General features: G+C 38.6%; 19 protein-coding genes. 10 read left to right on the top strand and 9 right to left on the bottom strand.

The features are described from left to right. Positions 1 to 124 precede the first annotated feature (124 nt). Positions 125 to 1,534 carry an ATP-binding protein gene (locus ACP6PM_RS15475; protein WP_426586088.1) on the top strand — a complete coding sequence of 470 codons (1,410 nt, stop codon included), beginning with the start codon at positions 125 to 127 and terminating at the stop codon, positions 1,532 to 1,534. A 502-nt stretch (positions 1,535 to 2,036) separates the two neighbouring features. Here ACP6PM_RS15475 and ACP6PM_RS15470 read toward each other — a convergent pair. Both ACP6PM_RS15470 and ACP6PM_RS15465 read right to left on the bottom strand, forming a co-directional pair. Next, entirely contained in the window at positions 2,037 to 2,213 is a 177-nt protein-coding gene (locus tag ACP6PM_RS15470; protein WP_426586110.1) for a recombinase family protein, read from the bottom strand. 35 nt (positions 2,214 to 2,248) lie between these two features. Next, positions 2,249 to 2,521 (bottom strand): hypothetical protein, encoded by a 273-nt coding sequence (locus ACP6PM_RS15465; protein ID WP_426586086.1) that lies wholly within the window; start codon positions 2,519 to 2,521, stop codon positions 2,249 to 2,251. 708 nt (positions 2,522 to 3,229) lie between these two features. Between ACP6PM_RS15465 and ACP6PM_RS15460 the strand changes: the two genes are divergently transcribed. Further along, positions 3,230 to 3,565 carry a hypothetical protein gene (locus ACP6PM_RS15460; RefSeq protein ID WP_426586084.1) on the top strand — a complete coding sequence of 112 codons (336 nt, stop codon included), beginning with the start codon at positions 3,230 to 3,232 and terminating at the stop codon, positions 3,563 to 3,565. 442 nt (positions 3,566 to 4,007) lie between these two features. Next, positions 4,008 to 4,136, top strand: a complete 129-nt coding sequence (locus ACP6PM_RS15455) for a hypothetical protein (protein WP_426586082.1) — start codon at positions 4,008 to 4,010, stop codon at positions 4,134 to 4,136. A gap of 265 nt (positions 4,137 to 4,401) precedes the next feature. Here the strand turns inward: ACP6PM_RS15455 and ACP6PM_RS15450 are convergent, their stop codons facing one another. From ACP6PM_RS15450 to ACP6PM_RS15435, 4 genes are all read right to left on the bottom strand, one after another. Then, a complete protein-coding gene (locus ACP6PM_RS15450; RefSeq protein WP_426586080.1) occupies positions 4,402 to 5,412 on the bottom strand; it encodes a dihydroorotate dehydrogenase-like protein in 1,011 nt (336 codons plus the stop codon). Between the two features lie 654 nt (positions 5,413 to 6,066). Next, positions 6,067 to 9,609, bottom strand: a complete 3,543-nt coding sequence (nifJ, locus tag ACP6PM_RS15445; RefSeq protein ID WP_426586078.1) for a pyruvate:ferredoxin (flavodoxin) oxidoreductase — start codon at positions 9,607 to 9,609, stop codon at positions 6,067 to 6,069. A 538-nt stretch (positions 9,610 to 10,147) separates the two neighbouring features. Continuing rightward, entirely contained in the window at positions 10,148 to 10,642 is a 495-nt protein-coding gene (locus ACP6PM_RS15440) for a hydrogenase maturation protease (RefSeq protein WP_426586077.1), read from the bottom strand. A 471-nt stretch (positions 10,643 to 11,113) separates the two neighbouring features. Continuing rightward, positions 11,114 to 11,335 (bottom strand): GUN4 domain-containing protein, encoded by a 222-nt coding sequence (locus tag ACP6PM_RS15435; RefSeq protein ID WP_426586108.1) that lies wholly within the window; start codon positions 11,333 to 11,335, stop codon positions 11,114 to 11,116. A gap of 264 nt (positions 11,336 to 11,599) precedes the next feature. Between ACP6PM_RS15435 and ACP6PM_RS15430 the strand changes: the two genes are divergently transcribed. The 4 genes from ACP6PM_RS15430 to ACP6PM_RS15415 all read left to right on the top strand — a co-directional run bounded on the left by ACP6PM_RS15430 (position 11,600) and on the right by ACP6PM_RS15415 (position 17,077). Then, the gene (locus tag ACP6PM_RS15430) at positions 11,600 to 12,136 is read left to right on the top strand and encodes a methanogen output domain 1-containing protein (RefSeq protein WP_426586075.1); all 537 of its coding nucleotides are present in this window, start codon (positions 11,600 to 11,602) and stop codon (positions 12,134 to 12,136) included. 19 nt (positions 12,137 to 12,155) lie between these two features. Further along, positions 12,156 to 13,490: an ATP-binding protein gene (locus tag ACP6PM_RS15425; RefSeq protein WP_426586073.1), complete on the top strand. Its 1,335-nt coding sequence runs from the start codon at positions 12,156 to 12,158 to the stop codon at positions 13,488 to 13,490. 616 nt (positions 13,491 to 14,106) lie between these two features. Further along, entirely contained in the window at positions 14,107 to 15,069 is a 963-nt protein-coding gene (locus tag ACP6PM_RS15420; RefSeq protein ID WP_426586071.1) for an NADH-quinone oxidoreductase subunit B family protein, read from the top strand. Positions 15,070 to 15,472: 403 nt separating this feature from the next. Then, a complete protein-coding gene (locus ACP6PM_RS15415; protein WP_426586069.1) occupies positions 15,473 to 17,077 on the top strand; it encodes a nickel-dependent hydrogenase large subunit in 1,605 nt (534 codons plus the stop codon). A gap of 535 nt (positions 17,078 to 17,612) precedes the next feature. Here ACP6PM_RS15415 and ACP6PM_RS15410 read toward each other — a convergent pair. Beyond that, positions 17,613 to 18,053, bottom strand: a complete 441-nt coding sequence (locus tag ACP6PM_RS15410) for a CAP family protein (RefSeq protein ID WP_287243077.1) — start codon at positions 18,051 to 18,053, stop codon at positions 17,613 to 17,615. 335 nt (positions 18,054 to 18,388) lie between these two features. Then, positions 18,389 to 18,910: a hypothetical protein gene (locus tag ACP6PM_RS15405; RefSeq protein ID WP_426586067.1), complete on the bottom strand. Its 522-nt coding sequence runs from the start codon at positions 18,908 to 18,910 to the stop codon at positions 18,389 to 18,391. 291 nt (positions 18,911 to 19,201) lie between these two features. On the opposite strand from ACP6PM_RS15405, the gene ACP6PM_RS15400 reads away from it, so the two are divergent. The 3 genes from ACP6PM_RS15400 to ACP6PM_RS15390 all read left to right on the top strand — a co-directional run bounded on the left by ACP6PM_RS15400 (position 19,202) and on the right by ACP6PM_RS15390 (position 20,753). After that, positions 19,202 to 19,495: a hypothetical protein gene (locus ACP6PM_RS15400; RefSeq protein WP_426586065.1), complete on the top strand. Its 294-nt coding sequence runs from the start codon at positions 19,202 to 19,204 to the stop codon at positions 19,493 to 19,495. Then, positions 19,467 to 19,886, top strand: coding sequence for a hypothetical protein (locus ACP6PM_RS15395; RefSeq protein WP_426586063.1), 420 nt, complete (start codon positions 19,467 to 19,469; stop codon positions 19,884 to 19,886). The genes ACP6PM_RS15400 and ACP6PM_RS15395 overlap by 29 nt, the downstream gene beginning before the upstream one ends. A gap of 402 nt (positions 19,887 to 20,288) precedes the next feature. Beyond that, on the top strand, positions 20,289 to 20,753 hold the full coding sequence (locus ACP6PM_RS15390; RefSeq protein WP_426586061.1) for a matrixin family metalloprotease: 465 nt from the start codon (positions 20,289 to 20,291) through the stop codon (positions 20,751 to 20,753). Between the two features lie 116 nt (positions 20,754 to 20,869). Here the strand turns inward: ACP6PM_RS15390 and ACP6PM_RS15385 are convergent, their stop codons facing one another. Beyond that, positions 20,870 to 21,463, bottom strand: coding sequence for a pseudouridine synthase (locus tag ACP6PM_RS15385; RefSeq protein WP_426586059.1), 594 nt, complete (start codon positions 21,461 to 21,463; stop codon positions 20,870 to 20,872). Positions 21,464 to 21,533 lie beyond the last annotated feature (70 nt).

Below are 21,533 nucleotides of genomic sequence, written 5' to 3'. Positions count from 1 at the left end.
GCATTGTAATTATTTCAGTAAGAGTATAGTGATAATTTCAGGGAATACTTATCATTACTATACAGGACTAGCTTACTTTTTCTTAGCTCAAAATATCTAAGAACAAATTATTTAATATTTACTCATGGTAATTAATTCGTATTTACAACCAATGTTTTATTACTCAAATAAGCACCTAGATTTAAGTTCAACTTTAAGAGACTTAACTCTTCATGATATGCATATTGAAATTCATAAATTAGGAGTAGTAGCTGCTGAAATCTTTGAAGAAAATAAGCTACTTCCAGGTATTATTTTGACAAATTTTGGTAAATTTGTCGGGATGATTTCTCAACAGCAATTCGTCAAAAATTTGAGCCGTCAATATGGAAGAGAAATTTTTTTAAATCGCCCTATTAGTGTGTTATACAACTTTATTAAGTATGAATTATTAGTGCTGCCTGGAGATACATCTATTGTGGATGCTGCATATAAAGCAGTAAAGAGACCTCAAGAATTTATGGGCGAACCGATTGTTGTAGAAATCTCCCCAGAAAACTATCAAGTTTTAGAAACTAAAAATTTACTGATTGCTCAATCTAATATTCATCAACTTGCTAAAGATTTATTGCAGCAAAAAACTCAAGCGCAACTTATTCAAACTGAGAAACTTGTAATGTTGGGACAGATGGTAGCAGGTTTAGCACATGAACTGAGAAATCCGATTAATTGTGTAGCAGGTAATTCTAAGTTTATATCTGGTTATTATCAAGATTTAATTGCATTGATTCATACTTATGAAAAAAATCTTCCCCAAGAGATAGAAGAAGTTGAAGATTTGAAACAAGAGATTGATTTTGAATTTATCAAAAAGGATTACTTAGAGATGATGAAGAGCATCGAAATTTCAGCCGAACGAATGATGCAATTAGTCAGTAGTCTCCACAGTTTCTCTCACATGGAAGGAACTAAACGCCAAAAAGCAAATATTAATGACTGTATTGATAGTACCCTGTTAATCTTAAAAAATCGTTGGAAGAATAGCGAGGTTGAAATTATTAAAAATTATGGTGAGTTACCATTGATTTTGTGTCATCCGGGTCAGGTTGGCCAAGTTTTTATGAACTTGATTAATAATGCTCTTGATGCTCTTGAAGAATATAAAGAAGCAAACAGTAAACCTGGTAAAATCTGGATTTATACTACAGTTAAACATTTATCTGAAAATCCAGATCGACATCTGGGTAAATCTGTTAATGAGGCAGAAATAAATGCTACTTCTGAGATGGAAGCTAGTATGATTTATACTCAGGATAATCAACCAATTTATAATTGGCTTTCAATTCGTATAGTTGATAATGGCCCTGGTATTCCCTACGAAATTCAAGAGCAAATTTTTGATAGATTTTTTACGACAAAAGCTGTTGGTAAAGGTACTGGTTTAGGATTAGCAATTACTTATCAAATTGTTGTTGAGAAGCATGGGGGAAAATTAAATTTGAATTCTGCTCCTGGAGTGGGAACTGAATTTGAAATCTTGTTGCCTATAGATTGACATATTCCTGGCACTGAGATACAGCGCGGAATTCTTATCATTGATGATTTAAATATTTGAGCAGTTGAAATCTTAACAGTTGCTATGTCGCAAATATTTATTCAAGTAGTATGAGGCTAGTTTCACTATCCAAGTGAAAATATATTAGCATTGGAGAAAATTTTAAATATCTTTTAAAATTATATAATATAGAAGTCTTATATAGTAGTGCAGGATGGCGGAAATAACTGACAAGTTAAAAAATCTTAAAAGCTTTACCAATCAAAAGTATTGGTTTTTGACTTTTGAATAGACATAAGCGTGAAAAAGATATAGATTTTTGGCGGCTAGTAGGGAACACTTAATACTTAACACTTAACAGGGAATATATTTTCACGAAAAAGATACGAAAAATGATTTCGGAGAGTGAATTTTACAACTCTAGCTTGTCTTAAATAAAGAGCAAGTTTATTTTCTGGAGAGGTCTAATGCATGACTTCCGCGTAGCAGTAATATTTCTCTCCTAACTACTATCTTTAATCCATTTCCTAATGGAAGTAATGCTAAAAGGGTTATTTTTACGATTTCTATAGCCCTCAAACTCTAACTTTTCAGCTATATCTTTATAGTTAAATCCATCTTGATAAAGTTCTAAAGCTCTTAGTTTGTGATATTTTGGAGGACTATCTTTTGCAAACAGGGGTTGATTAACCTGATTGGACTTAGAGTCTCCAATCAGGCTAATAACTTTCCCTCAGAAACGATTTGCTTTTTTTGCTTATCTTCAGAATCAAGAGAGTCAAGCCATTCCTCAACTATTAGCCGACAAATTTCTGTTGTTGATTTTCCCATCTGTTCTGCAATTTTCTCTAATTTGGGCATTTTCTTTTTGCTAATCCTCAGACCTATAGATTTTTTGGTCAACGCTTCTGGGTCTTCTTTAAATGTCCCATTAGAGTTTCTTGGTCTTTGTTTTTTCATCGATTTAATCTTTGCTACGCACTGCATAGGTTGTATTTTAGCAATGGATAGAGACTTTAAGAAATACAAATAATCACTATAGTCATTTCAAATAAGGATGAAACACTTTTTTGGCTGAAACCCTTTCCAGGAAAGAAACACTCGTCCCAATCTTATTCAGAATGACTACATATTGCTGCCCGGAAGGCACTAATCCACTTATGAAAATTTTATTAATAAAGTTTTCAGGTTGTACCAATGTCAAACACCTTATACCGTTTCACGGAATACTGAATACTGAATTCTGAAGTTAGATTGGATAGGCTAAAAACTTTTACAAGAAAACAGTTTGAGGTGATTATTTGACATTTAAAGTTTGAAACTATTTGTGACATCTTTAAAGTGAATTAGTATTAATAGGTATTGCTATATCTATATATAGGTATAGATAAATTTCTTGACTATCTTGACATCCATTGCTAGCCAACGCTATCATATAAGTTATCGATAAAATTAGGATAAAAAGTCTTCTTGAGCAGTAAATTGAGGAATTTATTCGAGATGGCTTTAAATCTTGCTGCACATCTATCTAATATCATGTCCGGATAATTAGTGATAAAAAAATTGTTGTTTGTAGTTGGGCTTTAGCCCGACCTATCTATATATCGGGCTAAAGCCCAACTACAAGCTTTAATTATACCTATTCAACCGGACATGATATAAGTCAGATTAGTTAATTATCAAGGAGAAATATAAATGAATATTCAAGAAACAATTATTGAGCAAACCTGCGAGGAATTTAAAATTGATCCCAATAATCATAATCAGCAACTTTCAGTAGAAAAACTGAAAGATATTATTCGATGTACAACAAATAAAATGCTGATGGCACATTTTCAAGTTTTACTAGATAATTATCTTGAAAATACTGATAGAAGTTCTGCTCTGCATCAACTCAGTGTTTTAGCAGATATAAGCTCTGAAAATGATGCTGATGAAATCAAAGATTTAAGTGATTATCATAATATCAGTAAACAAATTGCTAATATTGAAGTAAGATTTCTAGAAACAAGTATGGGGTTAAAAACTTAGTTTTAATGATTCATATCAAATCTGTTTGATTAGACATAAAAAAATCTTCGATCGCCATAACTACTAAATCTTTGTAATTTTCTCTCATCCTGACTCCTGTACGTCGCCAATCCGACAGTTCCCCTACCTAACTCCTAACTCCTAAAGACTTATAGCAGTCGAAGCAAAGATTAGGACGCATCAAAAGCCTAAAACCTAGACAAAGCCAGATTTTTCCTTGTGCCTTCTACCCTCTCTCTCTCTGCCTTCTGCCTTTTGCTATAACCCATCTATAACTGTTTAACCAGATTTAATATTAATATTTTGTTTTAATTTGAGGAAAAATAATAAAAGACTATCCCAATAATTTTTTCTTGGCAAACTTTCAATAAATTTATCTTGCCCAGTTTAATAAAGCTACTCGCAAAAAAAACTATTGAAGAAATGAAGAGGGAATAGGTTTATGACTCCAGAAGAGAAAGCACTTCATCAACGACAACGAGGCGAACAAAATATAGAAACTAGAAACCGGGTTTATATTAAATGTCGTGCCATGCTGACATACATCTCCCATAAACCCGGTTTTTTATAATATTATGTTCGGATAATCACTTATAATAAAGTATATGGTTTGTAGTAGGGCTTCAGCCCGCCTTACTACGAACTTTAATTATAATAACTATTTAACCGAACATAATATAATATAGAATCCGGTAGAATATTCGTCATTGCGACGATAGGAAGCAATCTCCTCAAACCCTGAGATTGCTTCCTTCCACTCCGTTCCAGTCGCAATGACTTGGATATACTAATTATCCGGATTTTATATAACACTCCAAAGCAAGCAGATTTTATATTTAAACTAAACTCTTAGCAGGTTGATAACTTTGAATTGCTTTCATATATTGCGCTCTTTCAAATGCACTCTCATCAGGGCAGTTAATTTGACTCATGCTGCCACGCATTTGTGCAATTGATTCATATTCGTGTTCTTCCATCCATTTGATCGTGTCTGTTTCAATAACTTTTATATGATTAATTCCATGACGCAATAAAGCACCCACTACTTGAGTTACATTCGCACCTGCCATAATCATTTTAATTACATCTTGCCCTTTTTGTACTCCGCTAGTTGCTGCAAAATCTACTTCTAATCTACCGTACAAAATAGCTATCCAACGCATAGGTAAACGCATTGCTTGTGGGGTACTTAACAACACATTTGTCACTACTTCTAACTCTTCAATATTAATATCTGGTTGATAGAAACGGTTAAACAAAACTAACCCATTTGCTCCAGCTTCTACTAACTTTTTCGCCATATTTGCCATATTGCTGAAGAAGGGGCTGAGTTTAACAGCAACGGGAATATTTACCTGAGATTTAACAGCTTGCAGAATATTAATATAATTCTGTTCTACTTGTTCCCCGGTAATATCCATATTAGTGGGAATATTGTAGATATTTAGCTCTAAAGCATCTGCACCAGCTATTTCTAATTCTTTGGCATAATTAGTCCATCCCCCAATAGTTGAACTGTTTAGACTGGCAATAATAGGAATATTTACCATTTTTTTTGCCTCACTAATATGCTTTAAATATTCGGAGGCATCTACATGAAATATTTCTGGTTCAGGAAAGTAAGTTAAAGCTTCTGGAAAACTTTCTGTACCATATTCTAAATGATGTTGTAATTCTAATCGTTCTTTGCGAAGTTGTTCTTCAAATAAAGAATGTAAAACTACTGCTGCTGCACCTGCATCTTCCATGCGTTTGAGATTATCTAAATCTTCGGTTAAAGGTGCTGCTGCTCCTACAACTATGGGGGAGCGTAATTGTAATCCTAAGTAATTTGTGGTAATATCCATGATTAATTCAAAAGTTAAAATTCCAAAGGTAAGACGTAGGTTGGGTTGAGGCGCTCACACGGATTATGCCACGGATATACGGATTAAGAGTCCAGTAGGGTGTGTTAGGCGCTTACTGCAAACTACGGTTGAACTGTTAAATATTGTGTTGCGCCGTAACGCACCATTTTAGCTACAGTTCAATAGTGCGTTACGACGGATTGTTAAATGCTTTTCACAGTCTAAATTTTAGCCGTCTAACGCACCCTACTGAACTATTAATTATTGCAACAAAGCCTCAGTATTGGCAAAAACTCCAAGATTGGTAGGTTTGGAGACCAAACCCCTACGATATTGAATTTTACCGATACTAAGGGATTTGATACAACTCCTCAGATACATCTTTTTGTTGGGTTGCGCTGACGCTTAACCCAACCTACATCTATTGCAACATTTAAGATGAAACAGTCTACTAGACTAAAATTGTGGGTTAGGAGCGATCGACCGAGAAGACCTCTCCCCCAACCCCTCTCGTGCAAGGAGAGGGGGAAAAATTCTCTCCCTTCCCTCCTCCCCCCCTTTCAAAGGGGGCTAAGGGGGGATAGGAAGGAGATTGGGGGGTTAGGTTTTTTACCCACATTTTCAAGTTTTCTGATAACTGATAACTGATAACTGTTAACTGTCAAGTTGACGGGATGCCAAATACTCATACATTGCATAACGAGTATTAACATCTTCCTGTGCTTGTGCTAATAGTTGTTTAGCATCACCAGGTTTGCTCTTGGTTAGCATTTTGAACCTATTTTCTTGATACATAGACTCACCTACGGGTTTCTTAGGCGATCGCGTATCTAATTGCAAAGGATTTTTCCCTTTTTGTACCAAGTCTGGGTTATATCGATACAACAACCATCGACCGCTTTCCACAAGTGCTTTTTGATTACTCATTGCTGTGGTCATATTAATTCCATGAGCAATACAATGACTGTAAGCAATAATTAATGATGGACCATCATAAGCTTCTGCTTCTAAAAATGCTTTTAGGGTATGTTCGTCTCGCGCTCCCATTGCCACGCTGGCAACATAGACATTGCCGTAAGTCATTGCTATTAAACCTAAATCTTTTTTGCCTGATGGTTTCCCTCCTGCTGCAAATTTAGCAACTGCTGCGCGGGGTGTTGCTTTGGAAGACTGACCGCCAGTATTAGAATAAACCTCCGTATCCATTACTAAAATATTGACGTTACGACCGCTAGCAATAACATGGTCTAAACCGCCGAAACCAATATCATACGCCCAACCGTCTCCGCCAACTATCCAGACTGATTTTTTGACCAGATAATCTGCTAAAGTTAACAGTTGCTTTGCCTCTGGAGAGTCTACCCCTTGTAATTTTTCCTTGACTTGAGCGACTCGTTCCCGTTGTTCCCAAATATCTGCTTCCGAGCTTTGGGAAGCGTTCAGAATATCTGAAACTAAATTATCTCCTATTGTTCCCCCTAATTTTTGCAACAACTCCCCAGCAAACTGAGTGTGTTTGTCAATGGAAAGACGGAAACCAAAACCAAATTCGGCGTTGTCTTCAAACAGACTATTCGACCAAGCAGGTCCACGACCATCGGCATTTTTCGTCCAAGGAGTGGTAGGTAAGTTACCGCCGTAAATAGAAGAACATCCCGTAGCATTAGCAACAACCGAGCGATCGCCAAATAGTTGACTAATTAATTTAACATAAGGAGTTTCTCCACAACCAGCACAAGCACCGGAAAATTCAAACAAAGGTTCTTGCCATTGTTGTTGACGGATGCGGTCGAGATGGAGAGAGCGACGGTCTGGGTTGGGCAAATTCAAAAAGAAATCCCAATTTTCCCGCTCCTGTTCCCTTAATGGCAACTGCGCTTCCATATTTATTGCTTTGCGGGATGCCATAGATTTATTTTTCGCCGGGCAAATATCTACGCAAACGCCACAACCAGTACAGTCTTCTGGCGCGACTTGGATAGTGAATTTCTGTCCGGCAAAATCTTTATCTTTAACATTAGTAGACTTGAAAGTTGCCGGAGCATTAGCTAACTGACTTTCATCATAAGCTTTGCCACGAATGACGGCGTGGGGACAAACCATCACACACTTACCACACTGCACGCAGACATCGGCATCCCAAACCGGAATTTCTTGAGTAACGTTGCGCTTTTCCCACTTAGTTGTTCCGGTGGGATAGGTGCCGTCGCAAGGAAGAGCGCTGACTGGCAGTTCGTCACCTTGGCGAGAAATCATTTTACCCAAGACTTCCCGCACAAATTCTGGGGCGGTGTCGGGAACAGGTGGCAAACGGTTGAAAGTGCTACTAACTTCGGTCGGAATTTTCACTTCGTGGAGATTATCCAAAGTATTGTCAACCGCTTGCAGGTTCATATTGACAATTTCTTGACCTTTCTTGCCGTAAGTTTTTTGGATATATTTTTTAATTTGAGCGATCGCCTCTTCCCTGGGCAAAACATTCGCTAAGGCAAAGAAACAGGTCTGCATCACTGTATTAATGCGACCCCGCATTCCACTATCACTAGCAACTTTATTAGCATTAATGACATAGACTTTTAAACTTTTGCGGATAATTTGCTCTTGCACTTCCACAGGTAACTTTTGCCAGACTTCATCAACACTGTAGGGACTATTCATCAAAAAAGTCGAACCGTTTCCTGCTGCAGCGAGAACATCTAATCTTTCTAGAAAACTCCATTGGTGACATCCCACAAAATTAGCTTGGTTAATAAGATAAGTGGAACGGATGGGGTTTGCACCAAAGCGGAGGTGGGAAACAGTAACAGCACCAGATTTTTTCGAGTCGTAAACAAAGAAACCTTGGGCGTAGTTATCAGTTTCTCCCCCAATAATTTTAATGGAGTTTTTGTTAGCACCAACCGTACCATCTGAACCCAAACCATAAAACATCGCTCGCACAACATTATCGGGTTCGAGAGAAAAATTGGCATCGAAGGGAAGGGAAGTATGACTGAGGTCATCATTGATACCCACCGTAAAATGATTCTTGGGTTTTTCCGCACTCAGGTTCTCAAAAACGCTCATTACCATTGCCGGGTTAAACTCTTTGGAAGATAAACCATAACGACCACCTACAACTTTTGGCATCGCCCCTTCCCATTCTTCATTCAGAGCGGTGACAATATCTTGGTAGAGGGGTTCTCCTGTTGCACCCGGTTCCTTCGTGCGGTCGAGAACAGCAATTTTTTTAACCGTTTCGGGCAATGCTGCTACTAAACGTTTAGCATCAAAAGGTCGATATAATCTAACTTTCAGTACGCCGACTTTTTCACCATTGGCAATTAAATAGTCTACAGTTTCGTGGGTAGTTTCGCCACCAGACCCCATAAGAATAACGACGCGCTCCGCATCAGGAGCACCGTGATATTCAAAACATTGATATTGTCGCCCTGTCAGTTCGGCAAATTTATCCATTGCCTTCTGCACAATATCTGGAGTTGCAGCATAGAAAGGGTTAACACTTTCCCTCGCCTGGAAATATACATCCGGGTTTTGAGCAGTACCGCGTAAAACAGGGCGGTCTGGCGTTAACCCCCGCGCGCGGTGAGCAAAAACCAAGTCATCCTCTATCATTTCCCGCAAAACCGTTTCTGGCAACAGTTCAATTTTTTGTACTTCATGGGAAGTCCGAAAACCATCAAAAAAATGAATAAATGGTACTCTTGTTTCCAAAGTTGCTGCTTGGGAAATGAGGGCAAAATCTTGAGCTTCTTGTACTGACGCGGAACACAACATGGCAAAACCAGTAGCGCGACTTGCCATCACATCGCTGTGGTCGCCAAATATTGAAAGACCTTGAGCTGCAAGAGAACGAGCAGCAACGTGGATAACACTACAGGTAAGCTCCCCAGCAATTTTATAAAGGTTAGGGATCATTAATAATAATCCCTGAGATGCGGTGAATGTGGTGGTCAGGGAACCCGTTTGTAGAGAACCATGTACGGCACCCGCTGCTCCCCCTTCACTCTGCATTTCAACCACACTAGGAACTGTGCCCCAGATATTCGGTGTCCCCTGAGATGACCAAGCATCCGCCCATTCACCCATTGGTGAGGAGGGGGTGATGGGATAGATGGCGATAACTTCATTGAGTTTGTGGGCAACACGGGCAACCGCTTCGTTACCGTCTAGTGTTGCAAAGGTTTTGGTACTCATTAATGTTCTCCTCTTTATTTAAAATCTCAGAACTTACGCAGAAACCGGGTTTATGGATAAAATTTAGTGATTTGAATAATCAAGGCAATAAACCCGGTTTCTTGTTTGGGTGCGTAAGTCCCGATATCTGGTTGTTTACAAATGTTATGGATTTGTTTAGTAGTTTATCAATGGCCAACTCCTGAAAATTATACCTCTTTCTTACTTCTATAAATTTGCCTTTTTTTATCAACCTAAACCTTTGTATTTGTCATCAAAATAATTCATTTTAAGCAACACAGGAGTTGTTTTATTTCTGAAACTATTTGAAACCATTTGAGAGATAATCCACTGAGAAGACCTATTTAGATAGGCAATTAGGATATTGGGACTAAATATTTTTTTTATATCTCTTACTTTTATTATCCAACTATTCCTTCCTAATTGAACTATGACTTAAACTTTTTTTACAAAACTTGAATTCTGCATAAAATTTTACAAAAATTTAGAAAATAACTGCTAAATTAAAACATTAATTTTTCTTGAAAATAATTAAACTTTATTTAACAATAATTTGTCGAATTTGTGCTAAACTATATTGGATATTTTCAGTTGTTTTGGGAGAAAAACTTTCCCCAAATTCAAAGTTGACTGCTGGCACTAATATCCACCAAGCAGCAGGCGCATTGTTATAGAGAAATTGACTGAGAGCAAGTAGCGATCGCGGATCGACCGTATGCCCTATATTTAAACCTTGACTTTCCCTTTGTAAGAGGGTGTGGGGAGAGGAGGGAGAGGGAGAAGAGTGGGAAGAGGGGGGAGTGCAAAGTTGATGAACCTGCAAACCTTGTTCAGAAGTTGCTGGATAAGCATCAACAAAAATAACCAATTCAGCTTGAGATATAGGTTCTGCCAATTCTGGGGTAAGTTGATGCACTGGGAGCGATCGTACATTTTGCAAATTCCACTCTGCTACTAATTCTGCAACCCGTTGACCTGCACCATCATCACTGCGGAGAGTGTTACCGTAACCTATTATTAATATTTCAGACATTAATTATTACCTTAATATTATTAGTAAAATTATCATAGGAACTCATCTAATTTTTTTCAATACAATCTAAATCTTCCAAACCAAAAATTTATAGTATTGTCTGTTGTCATATCATGTCCCGATAATTAGTGATAAAAAAATTTTTGTTTGTAGTAGGGCTTTAGCCCGATAATGGATAGATAGGGCTAAAAGCCCTACTACGAGCTTTAATTATAACTATTCAACTGGGTATGATATAACACACCTAAACCAATAGATAAATCAAAAAATTTAACTGTTCAATTGTTTAATAGGCAAACTTAAAATTGCTAAAATCTTAGAAATATTTATATCCTCTGCATTCCCAATTACCAACTCCTCATTATCAATGGCAAAACTTTGACCAGAAAGTTTGAGAAAGTCCCAGATACGACCAGTCGTAACAGCACCATAAATACTTTTAGTTATTCTATTTTTTGCTTGGTTAAACCTCTATGCTGCCACCATTTCCGCAATACATTGACCTAAACCTACATTTGTACTTTCATTTTTAGCTTCAACAATAGTTATTACTGGAGCTTCTATTTCTAAAATAAACTCTGAAGCACTCAAAATATAGTCACAAAAGCTATTACCACCCAAATTCTGATAAATTTTCTTTTGCACAGAAAAGCCAAACTTACCATTACTGTGTTTTACCCAAACTTGTTCAATTGTTGGTTATATTTGTCCCTAGTAAGGCCAATACAAAGTAAATATTATTGCCCATTTTCTAAAATTGCATTGAACACTTTTGACGATCAATTCAGGTATAAAGCAGGGAAATAGGGAAATATAGTAGGCTAGTATAGGAAATATAGTAGACTAGTATTGGGTATAAGCTGTAACTCCTCTTTTTCGCTCCAGACTAGGGTCTTGTGGAAGAAGGCTGGGTTTCACGGATGTACTCCTGGATTTTTTTTAGCAGGATTGAATCTTATGACTCAAAAAGTGTCTGTTAGTAATCAGATCGAATCCCTGGATTTACCCATTGAACGAGATCAGTTTCTTCGCTCAATCATTCGAGAATTGGCAGGTACATTGCAGGAGATTGTTGGAATTGAAGAAGCAGCAGGTTTCTTGAATGTTGTTGGTTATCGGGTAGGCCAACACGTTAATGACATCTATCACAATGGTTTGCAACTCCCTAATCTATCTCGAGAGCAAGTGGCAGCAGTTCTAGTAGACTGGAAAAAGCGTATTAAGGGAGATTTTTTCATTATTGAAGAAAGTGATGAAAAGATCGTCTTGGGTAATCGCAAATGTCCCTTTGCTGAAGAGATTGAGGGACGTGAGGCAATGTGTGTGATGACCTCTAATATCTTCGGAGTGATTGCTGCTGATAATCTAGGCTATGCCAGAGTGGAACTTGAAGACACGATTGCTAGAGGAGCACATGAATGTCGAGTCGTTGTGCATCTCAAGCCCAATGAATCATTCGAAGAGTTCACAGGACAGGAATACTTTAAGAGCTAACTAAACCTTGAGATAGAATATGAACCCCGATCAGTTCTTAAAATTTGCTCAAGTTCTGCCAGATACCCTACTCCTGTTGACTAAGGATGGCGAAATTCTGGCAGCCAACCGTTCTGCCAAGTCACTCTTCGGCAGCAAAAGTAAGAACCTTGCGGGCAAATATCTAATGGAGTTGGTTACAGATCAATCACAGAAGGTTATTGACTATCTGCGAACGTGTTCCCAAAGTCGTCAAATGATTTTGGGAACCCTCACCATTCATCCACCGCAAGGAGAAAAGACGACCTACCGCAGTCAAGGAGCCGTCATTCAACCGAGTTCCTCTGAAAATCCGGCAATTATCCTGCTGCGCTTAGAAAAACGCGATAATAGCAAATTTGTTATGCTCAATCAAAAAATTCACGAATTAAGTAAAGAAATTCAGCAGCGTCAGCGAACTCAACACCAACTCTCCCAGTCCAATGAAGCATTGAAGCAAACCCTATCTCAATTGCGAAATGCCCTTGATGTCGTTCAAAAAGAAAAAATGACGGGGTTAGGCCAGCTAGCAGGAGGGATCGCTCACGAAATTAATAACCCCATTGGTTTTATTTACGGTAATATCGAACATCTCGATCGCTATTGTAATGATCTCATTGAGATTATTCATACCTATCAGCAAGAGTATCCTGAACCCAACACCAACGTTCAAGAGAAAATAGAGGAACTAGACTTAGAATTCCTAGAAGAAGATCTTGAAAAATTGCTATTTTCCCTCAAAACAGGCTCTCAACGTGTGGCGAAAGTTGTCAAATCTTTGCGAACGTTTTCTCGCTTGGATGAAGCTGATTTTAAGGATGTTGATATCCATGAGGGATTGGATGCAGCCCTAATGTTGATTCAGAATCGTCTCAAGGATGGAGATGCCAATTATGGGATTAAAGCGATAAAAGATTACAACCCATTACCTTTGGTGTATTGTTCCCCTGGATCTCTGAATCAAGTATTTATTAATCTTTTGAGTAACTCGATTGATGCACTGAAAGAACTGGAAAAGAAACATGACAAATGCATCTGGATTCAGACAGAACAGTTATCGGAGAGTAAGATTGCTATTCACATTCGGGATAACGGGACTGGTATTCCGGCTGACATTCAGGATCAAATATTTAATCCTTTTTTTACAACCAAGCCAGTTGGCCAAGGAACTGGTTTGGGCTTATCAGTGACCTATCGAATTGTTGAGAGTCACGGTGGCACAATTGATGTGAAATCTGAGCCTGGTTGGGGAACTCAGTTTAGTATTCAACTCCCCATTAGATATCTCCAGAAAAGAGGGAACAGGGAACACTTAACTGGGAACAGGGAAGAATAATTGATAATTTATGGATAAGAATAGATTTTACTTTTGATTTTTGGAGATATCTAATAGACATCTCTAAAAATAGTTGAACACTTACTCTAACTATCTTTATAGGGAAGGAAGTTATAGTCTGAAATGATCAATATTCCTTGTTCTACAAGGGAGGAACAGTTGATGAAGAAATTGTGATTGCATAATTAAAAGCAAAATTTAAGCAGATGCGAGAGGAAAATTTAACTGAATTAATATAGTCTTTCTCAAGCAGCTATTCGTGATTTAGATGAAATTCTAGTTATTTTGCTAACGTCAGTATCGAACCTGGCGATCGCTTTGTTCAAGGTTTTGCTGATAAGTGTAGAAATTTAATTAAGTTTCAGAAAATCTAGGATGATTTAGGTTTAGATTTTTTAAAGATTTTCTTACCAATAAAATATTGAAAATAAAGTATCAAAAACAACAAAATAACATCAAAAAACTAACCATATAATCAATAATAAAAAATTTCATAAATTATACAAAGTCTTCATTATCTACCCTTTATAATTTCATAAAGGTTGAAGTAGGGTGCAACAAATTCTATCGTCAATCCCATCTCAACTTCAGATAACAGAGAGGAGAATTCGGGAGAATGATAAATCTACTGTGGCTTCAAGGTGGAGCCTGTTCTGGCAATACTATATCATTTCTCAATGCTGAAGAACCAAATATTTGTGACCTAATCACAGACTTCGGCATTAATGTACTCTGGCATCCTTCCCTAGGAATGGAACTTGGTACAAACCTTCAACAATTATTAAAAGATTGTCTTTCGGGAAAAATACATTTAGATATTTTAGTATACGAAGGAACTATAATTAACGCGCCCAATGGTACGGGAGAATGGAACCGTTTTGCCGATCGCCCGATGAAAGATTGGGTAAAAGAATTATCGGAAGTTGCAGGTTTCGTCGTTGCGGTGGGAGACTGCGCTACTTATGGCGGTATTCCGGCAATGGCACCAAACCCCAGTGAGTCTGAAGGTTTGCAATTTCTGAAACGGAAAAAAGGCGGATTTTTAGGAGAAGATTTCAAGAGTAAAGCTGGATATCCAGTTATCAATATTCCTGGTTGCCCCGCACACCCAGATTGGATTTCGCAAATATTGGTAGCGGTTGCCACTGGCAGACTCGATGACATTACCTTAGACGAATTTCACCGCCCCGAAACATTTTTCAAGAGCTTCACTCAAACGGGTTGTACTCGCAACGTTCATTTTGCTTACAAAGCTTCTACTTCAGATTTTGGGCAGCGTCAAGGATGTCTATTCTATGACTTGGGTTGTCGCGGACCGATGACTCGCTCTTCCTGTAACCGCATTTTGTGGAACCGAGTTTCCTCCAAGACTCGCGCGGGAATGCCATGTTTAGGTTGTACGGAACCAGAATTTCCATTCCACGACCTTGTACCGGGAACAGTATTTAAGACTCAAACAGTCATGGGAGTTCCCAAAGAATTACCAACAGGAGTTAACCGTAAAGATTATGCTTTGCTGACTATGGTTGCGAAAGATTCAACTCCAGCATGGGCAGAGGAAGATTTCTTTACAGTTTAAAATTTGTAGGTTGGATTGAGGGCAGCTCACACGGATTATGGCACGGATGTACGGATTAAGAGTAGTAGGTCCAGTAGTAGCGTGACACACCTAAAATGGTGGTTTATATTTTTGGTAGTGCGTTCGCGTAGCGTGCGCGTAGCGCAAACGTCTCGCTCGCTAGAGGTGAAAAGCGAGCAAGATGCTCGCACTACATCTATTCTACAGTTTTAGCTGTGTCGGTCCAGTAGGGTGCGTTAGACGGCTAAAATTGAGAATATCAAAGGGATTAAACAATCCGTCGTAACGCACCATTTTAGCTATGTCAGCGTTACGTTACTGAATGATGGTGCGTTAGCGCCAGCGTAACGCACCCTACACAAGTTGATAACTGATAACTGATAACTGAATAATAATTAAAATAATGGTTCAAACTAAAGTACAAACATTAGACATTTCTCCCGTGGGGCGCGTTGAAGGAGACTTAGACGTAAGAGTTGATATTCAAGATGGATATGTAACCAACGCTTGGACTCAAGCTCAAATGTTCCGGGGTTTTGAGGTCATCCTCAAAGGGAAAGATCCTAAAGCTGGTCTCATTGTCACCCCCAGAATATGTGGCATTTGCGGTGCTTCTCACCTCACCTGCGCTTCTTGGGCATTAGATACAGCTTGGCAAACAGAAGTACCCCGTAACGCCATTCTTGCTCGTAACCTCGGTCAACTTGTAGAAACACTCCAAAGTCATCCACGCTACTTTTACGGGTTATACGCGATCGACCTAACCAACAAAAAATACCAAAATAGTCCTTTCTACGAAGAAGCTTGCAAACGTTTCACAGCATTCACAGGTACTTCCTACGAACCAGGTATTACTGTTGCAGCAAAACCCGTAGAAATATACGCCCTATTCGGGGGTCAATGGCCTCACTCTAGTTTCATGGTTCCCGGTGGCGTAATGTGCGCTCCCACTTTGACCGATGTTACCCGCGCCTGGGCAATGTTGGAATATTTCCGCACGAACTGGTTAGAACCAATATGGTTAGGTTGTTCCATTGACAGGTTTGAACAAATTCAAACTTATGAAGATTTCATGGCATGGTTGGATGAAAATCCTAATCATGCTAGTTCCGACCTCGGTTTCTATTGGCGCATGGGTCTGAATATTGGTTTGGATAAAATTGGTGCGGGTGTTGGTAAATATATGAGTTGGGGATATTTGCCTCACGAAGACAAATATCAACGCCCGACTATTGAAGGTCGGAATGCTGCAATGATTATGAAAAGTGGTGTCTACGATAGCGCTACAGATCTTCATCAATTGATGGAACATACTTTTACGCGGGAGAATACTTCCCACGCTTGGTATAACGAGGGTGATGGAGATATACATCCTTTTGACCGTACTACCGTACCCATTGCTAATAATGATGTTGACTTTGATGCTGCTTATTCTTGGTCAACTGCTGTATCTCACCAAGACTTAGGTCGGATGGAAGTTGGTGCTTTAGCACGGGAATTGATAGCAGGTGGCGACCATGGGGAAAGTTGGCAGTACAAAGACGGTTTAGTTTTGGATATGTTCAAGAAAATGGGCGGACCGAACGTACATTTGCGCGTGTTTGCCAGAATGCACGAATTGACTAAACTGTACCGTGAAACAGAGCGTTGTTTGCGGGAGTTTCAGTTGCGCGATCCTTGGTATATTAAGCCTCAAGAAAAAGACGGTCGCGGTTGGGGTGCCACTAATGCTAGTCGTGGTTCCCTCTGTCATTGGGTGGAAATAGAAGGCGGTAAGATTAAGAATTATCAGGTCATTGCGCCAACTACTTGGAATGTAGGACCCCGTGATGGTGAAGGGGTACGCGGACCTATTGAGGAAGCGTTAGTGGGTATTCCTATTGCTGATGTGAATGACCCAGTGGAAGTCGGTCATGTTGCTCGGTCTTTTGATTCTTGTTTGGTGTGTACTGTTCACGCTCACGATGCGAAGACTGGGGAAGAGTTGGCGCGGTTTAGGACTTCTTAGTAATTACGAAGCAAGAATTAATTAGACTTGTAGTTGGGCTTTAGCCCACTCTTGATTTAGGGCTAAAGCCCAACTACAAACAAAGACTTGGTATAACTCAGTCATCATCCAAAAAGGGACGTTGAATGCAGCGTCCCTAGCTTTTTTATAGAAGGCGATCGCAGAGTAGTAGTGGACTGTTTCATCTAAAAAGGTGCATTAGAATAGCCAGCTAAAAGTTACTCTTGCTAAGACAAGCGATATAGCTGCCGCACTTGCTCCGCCAACGCTAAAAAGAGACGACCAAAAACAAGCGATATAGCTGCCGCACTTGCTCCGCCAACGCTAAAAAGAGACAGCCAAAAACAAGCGATCGCTATTGAATTGATGGTAATAATTATTGGGTATTAGGCAGTTTCAAAAACCGGATAAATTAGGAAAAAGTTTTTGTTTGCAGTATGGCTTTAGGTCCATCTATAGTTATCATTAAAGTTCGTATTAGGGCTTTAATGATAACTATTCAACCGGGCATGATATTAGATGTATAATTTCAAAACTAATAAGGCTTCTCACCTGTAAAATTCCCTGCTGGAGCATAGTTACAAACCCAAATCTCATGCTGATTAGACTGGGCAACACCACAGCCAACTTCTTTTGTATTCTTCCAGATGATTTGAGTATAATGGCCAACATCAGACCAATCTTTCTGTGGGTCCTTTACAACATCAGGAAATGTACCGTACTTAAAATCTTTCTTCTCACTCGCCCAATAATCTACAACTTCTTGAGGTTCTACTGATTTTTTTGTTCCCTGATAAATGTTTTCGCCGTATTTATTGTCAGGGCGATGCTCGAAGCTATTATCCTTGGCTAGCTTATTTGCCCACTCCTGAGCAAATTTAGCTAAATCATCAGACCAGGTTAAATCTGGCGTTCCAACTTCCTGCCTCCATTTATTGTGAGCAGATAGGACTTTTTCAGTGTCTATGTTAGGCATGATTGACTTCGCTCTTTAGTTAGTTGTTTTCATTTCTATCTATAAGACGATTTTCGACATCAATTTCTGAATTTTTTGAGTCGGACTTGAGTTTGCTCCAATTCATTTGAATCAAAGCTTAACTAAAAACAGTAGGCTGAAAATTCAGAAATTCCTTCTGGGAAACGTCTGAATGAAAAAATCAAAAAAAGAGCGATCGCCTCCTTTTCTACTAGATATGTTAGAGGCGATCAACTCTAGGTTTATGTCAGCATGATTCGCTTTCTTGTCCTTACATAATTGATCGGTAGCAGTTTTACTACCATTTATCAATAGGTCAAAAAGTAGTAATCTGATTAAAAGTCTCTCAAGTAATCACCAATGAAAGCTTTTGCTATATCTTCTCCTTGCTTCAAAAGGTCTTCCCATGCAGCAGTTGCAGCTCCAGCTCCAGCAGCAGTTGCAGCAGCAGCTCCAGCAGCATTTGCAGATGCTACAATCTTTTTCCCTATGTTAGAAAAGGCAGTCGTCTCAATAAATCGGTGTTGATATGGCTTGTTAGACTTATCGTGATAGACTAAAAACCGCAATGTTTTCTCATTATTTTGTCCATACTGAAAATCAGTATCAACCTGGATTTTGTATCCACCACTTACTAGGGGATTTTTGGACTCATCTTCTTGGCATTTCTCAAAAAATGAATCAGCAAGACCTAGCTGAATAAATAGGCTACCACTTGCTTTTTTCTCCTTAACAGAGAATGGCACAACAATATACTCTTCTTGCCTGCTACCTAAATCTTGTTGCCATTTAATCGTTTGATCTTCTTTAGCTTTGGGATTGAATTTGATCCAATCGCCTTTGTCAACAATAGCCATTTTTTGGGTCCTTAAGTTTCAGTGTTTAAAACAGAGATTGGTTGAGTTCCTTTCTCGTTTCTATTAATAAGACGATCATGCTTGTCAATTTCTGAATTTTTTGAGTAAGATTTTAAGAGAAAAAATTTGATCAAATAAAATTTATAGCCTGGAAAGATAGATATAGAAAGACTTTTAGCAATAAATTGAATAAAAATTTTAGTCAAAATAGTCGATTGAAAATTCAGAAATTACTACTGGGAAGCGTCTATTAGATAGAAGCCAAAAACCAAGAAACAAGGAAAGAAATTAATGACTTTTATTAATCAAGCTCTTTATGTTCCTAATTCTACCACCTATAAGTTTTTAAGTGATGCAGGTGCTGACTTGTCAGTCGTTGATGCGCCTTCTGATGCAAATTGGCGACGTTGGTCAATGCTCCACGATGGATCTGACTATCGTATGTACTGTTTCAAGGGTACTACCAGTGATACACTGTATCAATTTGGGTGGGATGGTAGCTCTTATAAATATGGTCATAATTCATATCGTGTGTTAACTATATCTGGCATTCCTGATGATGCGGATACCAGCGGATACCAGTAGTTTCTCTATGCTCTATGGCGAGGAATATTACCGAGTCTACTTGCGTCAACTTGGTAATCCAAATAAACTGTACCAATTTTTATGGGATCAAGAGGCCGAAAGTTATGTCTTTGGTGACACACTTGCAGTCTCGGGATTTCCAGATGACACGGACTGGTCTCGGTGGTCGATGCTGAATGATGGTAATGATTACCGCATTTACGCATTCAAGCTCGGTAGCAACAACGAGTTCTATCAAGGTGCTTGGAATGGTAGCGAGTATAAGTATGGTTACTACTCTGCTAATTGTCAAGTATTAACTCTAGAAAACACTCCGTCAAATAGCAATTTAGCGAGTATCGCAATGTTGCATGATGGTAGTGAATATCGGTTTTATATGCAGACTTTGTAACAATCAAATTTGCCTCAGTAACACTCAACTTTCTGATTTCAGATGTAAAACAGTTGTGATTTAAGCGATCGCTACCAGCTTTTGAAGTGTATTTTTTATCCACTGGACTTACGCAAAATTCCAGCGTTATACCCTAGCTGTGGTATAAGGTTGCGTTGCAACATACCCTACAGGTAGAGTTGCTGCGTCAGTCTTGTCTAATTATGTTGTACGACTACTTGGGCATTTTTTAGCAACAAAAAACTTGACCTGTGAAATACGGGTTGTAAGTATTCAAGTGGACATCAAATGACACCTAAATGAGTAGGATGCTGCTTTTTTTCCAAACTATACGAATTATTTGTTTGATGTAAATACAAGTAGCATCACTACTTTCTTTTTTTCTACTCTTTAAAATTAGTTATGTACAATTATGATATTCTAACTGGACTTGCTCTAAGTCCAAATGCAACTTATGGCTATGACAGTAGTATTACACCAGAAGTTCAAAACTTATTTAATAATACTTTCAACTACATAGAAAACAGAACCTATTTAGACTTTCAACAAGTAGATTACAATACAGCAGAAATAAAAATTAGTATAGATTCACATCTTTCTTTTCCTTATGCTGGCTATGCTTACTTGCCTGGAGAGAATCCAATCAACAGTGATATTTTCCTATCTGATGAATTAATATCTACTGAAAACGAAAGTTTACTACAGTTTGTCATATCTCACGAAGTTTTACACGCTATAGGTTTAAACCATACTCTCAGGGAAGATTCTGTTGTGTCGGAAGTAATTGACGTAAATTCTCTACACTTATTCCCCACCGCATTTGATTTATGGGCAATAGAAACAAATTATTTAATATCAGAAATGTAAGTAAGTGAGCATAAATAAACACAAGAATGGATCTGACTATCGTGAGAATCCCTTTCTCCCCTCTCCTGGTAGGAAAGCAGTTGGTCGAGAAGTCTCAATTTTACGGAAGTCCCGACCTATAAAAAAACTATCTGCTTGAGAGATTCAATTTCAGTTGAATTTAGGTGTCGCCACTCGCCAGGTTTTAGTTCCTCAAGACGAAGATGAGCGATCGCTATTCTAACTAACCGCAGTGTGGGAAAACCTACTGCTGCTGTCATCCTTCGTACTTGACGGTTACGACCTTCTGTGAGGGTGATTTCTAGCCATGCAGTGGGTACAGTTTTGCGAAATCGAATTGGTGGGTTGCGGGGTGGTAGGGAAGGTTCTACAGATAACAATTTAACTTTTGCGGGTCGTGTTTGATAATTTTTGATTGTTACACCCTCCTGTAGTTGCTTCAATGCTGTTGTATCTGGTATTCGTTCTACTTGCACCCAATAAGTACGAGGATGAGCAAATTTAGGATCGGTTAGTCGATGTTGAAGTTGTCCGTGATTTGTTAATAGTAAAAGACCTTCGCTGTCTTGGTCTAATCTGCCAACTGGATAAACTGAATCAACTGAAATATACTTTTTTAGAGTATGATGTCGATGGTTGCTATCGCGGTTTTCAGTAAACTGACTCAAGACATTATAGGGTTTATTAAATAAAATATACCGATAAACCATAAATTTTAGTTATAACAGGGAACAGGGAACAGGGAACAGGGAACAGGGAACAGGGAACAGGGAACAGGGA

The organism is Dapis brunnea BLCC-M229, from assembly GCF_050015995.1.
GTDB lineage: Bacteria > Cyanobacteriota > Cyanobacteriia > Cyanobacteriales > Microcoleaceae > Trichodesmium.
Note: the sequence above shows the minus strand (reverse complement) of the source record. Positions and strands in the feature narration are given on the sequence as shown.

What these genes read in the sequence shown, in the direction of transcription:
- ACP6PM_RS15415 (WP_426586069.1), top strand. Translation starts at nt 15,473, where the DNA reads ATGGTTCAAACTAAAGTACAAACATTAGACATTTCTCCCGTGGGGCGC.
- ACP6PM_RS15420 (WP_426586071.1), top strand. Translation starts at nt 14,107, where the DNA reads ATGATAAATCTACTGTGGCTTCAAGGTGGAGCCTGTTCTGGCAATACT.
- ACP6PM_RS15385 (WP_426586059.1), bottom strand. Translation starts at nt 21,463, where the DNA reads ATGGTTTATCGGTATATTTTATTTAATAAACCCTATAATGTCTTGAGT.
- ACP6PM_RS15430 (WP_426586075.1), top strand. Translation starts at nt 11,600, where the DNA reads ATGACTCAAAAAGTGTCTGTTAGTAATCAGATCGAATCCCTGGATTTA.
- ACP6PM_RS15395 (WP_426586063.1), top strand. Translation starts at nt 19,467, where the DNA reads ATGATGCGGATACCAGCGGATACCAGTAGTTTCTCTATGCTCTATGGC.
- ACP6PM_RS15400 (WP_426586065.1), top strand. Translation starts at nt 19,202, where the DNA reads ATGACTTTTATTAATCAAGCTCTTTATGTTCCTAATTCTACCACCTAT.
- ACP6PM_RS15405 (WP_426586067.1), bottom strand. Translation starts at nt 18,910, where the DNA reads ATGGCTATTGTTGACAAAGGCGATTGGATCAAATTCAATCCCAAAGCT.
- ACP6PM_RS15410 (WP_287243077.1), bottom strand. Translation starts at nt 18,053, where the DNA reads ATGCCTAACATAGACACTGAAAAAGTCCTATCTGCTCACAATAAATGG.
- ACP6PM_RS15390 (WP_426586061.1), top strand. Translation starts at nt 20,289, where the DNA reads ATGTACAATTATGATATTCTAACTGGACTTGCTCTAAGTCCAAATGCA.
- ACP6PM_RS15450 (WP_426586080.1), bottom strand. Translation starts at nt 5,412, where the DNA reads ATGGATATTACCACAAATTACTTAGGATTACAATTACGCTCCCCCATA.
- ACP6PM_RS15475 (WP_426586088.1), top strand. Translation starts at nt 125, where the DNA reads ATGGTAATTAATTCGTATTTACAACCAATGTTTTATTACTCAAATAAG.
- ACP6PM_RS15465 (WP_426586086.1), bottom strand. Translation starts at nt 2,521, where the DNA reads ATGCAGTGCGTAGCAAAGATTAAATCGATGAAAAAACAAAGACCAAGA.
- ACP6PM_RS15455 (WP_426586082.1), top strand. Translation starts at nt 4,008, where the DNA reads ATGACTCCAGAAGAGAAAGCACTTCATCAACGACAACGAGGCGAACAA.
- ACP6PM_RS15440 (WP_426586077.1), bottom strand. Translation starts at nt 10,642, where the DNA reads ATGTCTGAAATATTAATAATAGGTTACGGTAACACTCTCCGCAGTGAT.
- nifJ (WP_426586078.1), bottom strand. Translation starts at nt 9,609, where the DNA reads ATGAGTACCAAAACCTTTGCAACACTAGACGGTAACGAAGCGGTTGCC.
- ACP6PM_RS15425 (WP_426586073.1), top strand. Translation starts at nt 12,156, where the DNA reads ATGAACCCCGATCAGTTCTTAAAATTTGCTCAAGTTCTGCCAGATACC.
- ACP6PM_RS15460 (WP_426586084.1), top strand. Translation starts at nt 3,230, where the DNA reads ATGAATATTCAAGAAACAATTATTGAGCAAACCTGCGAGGAATTTAAA.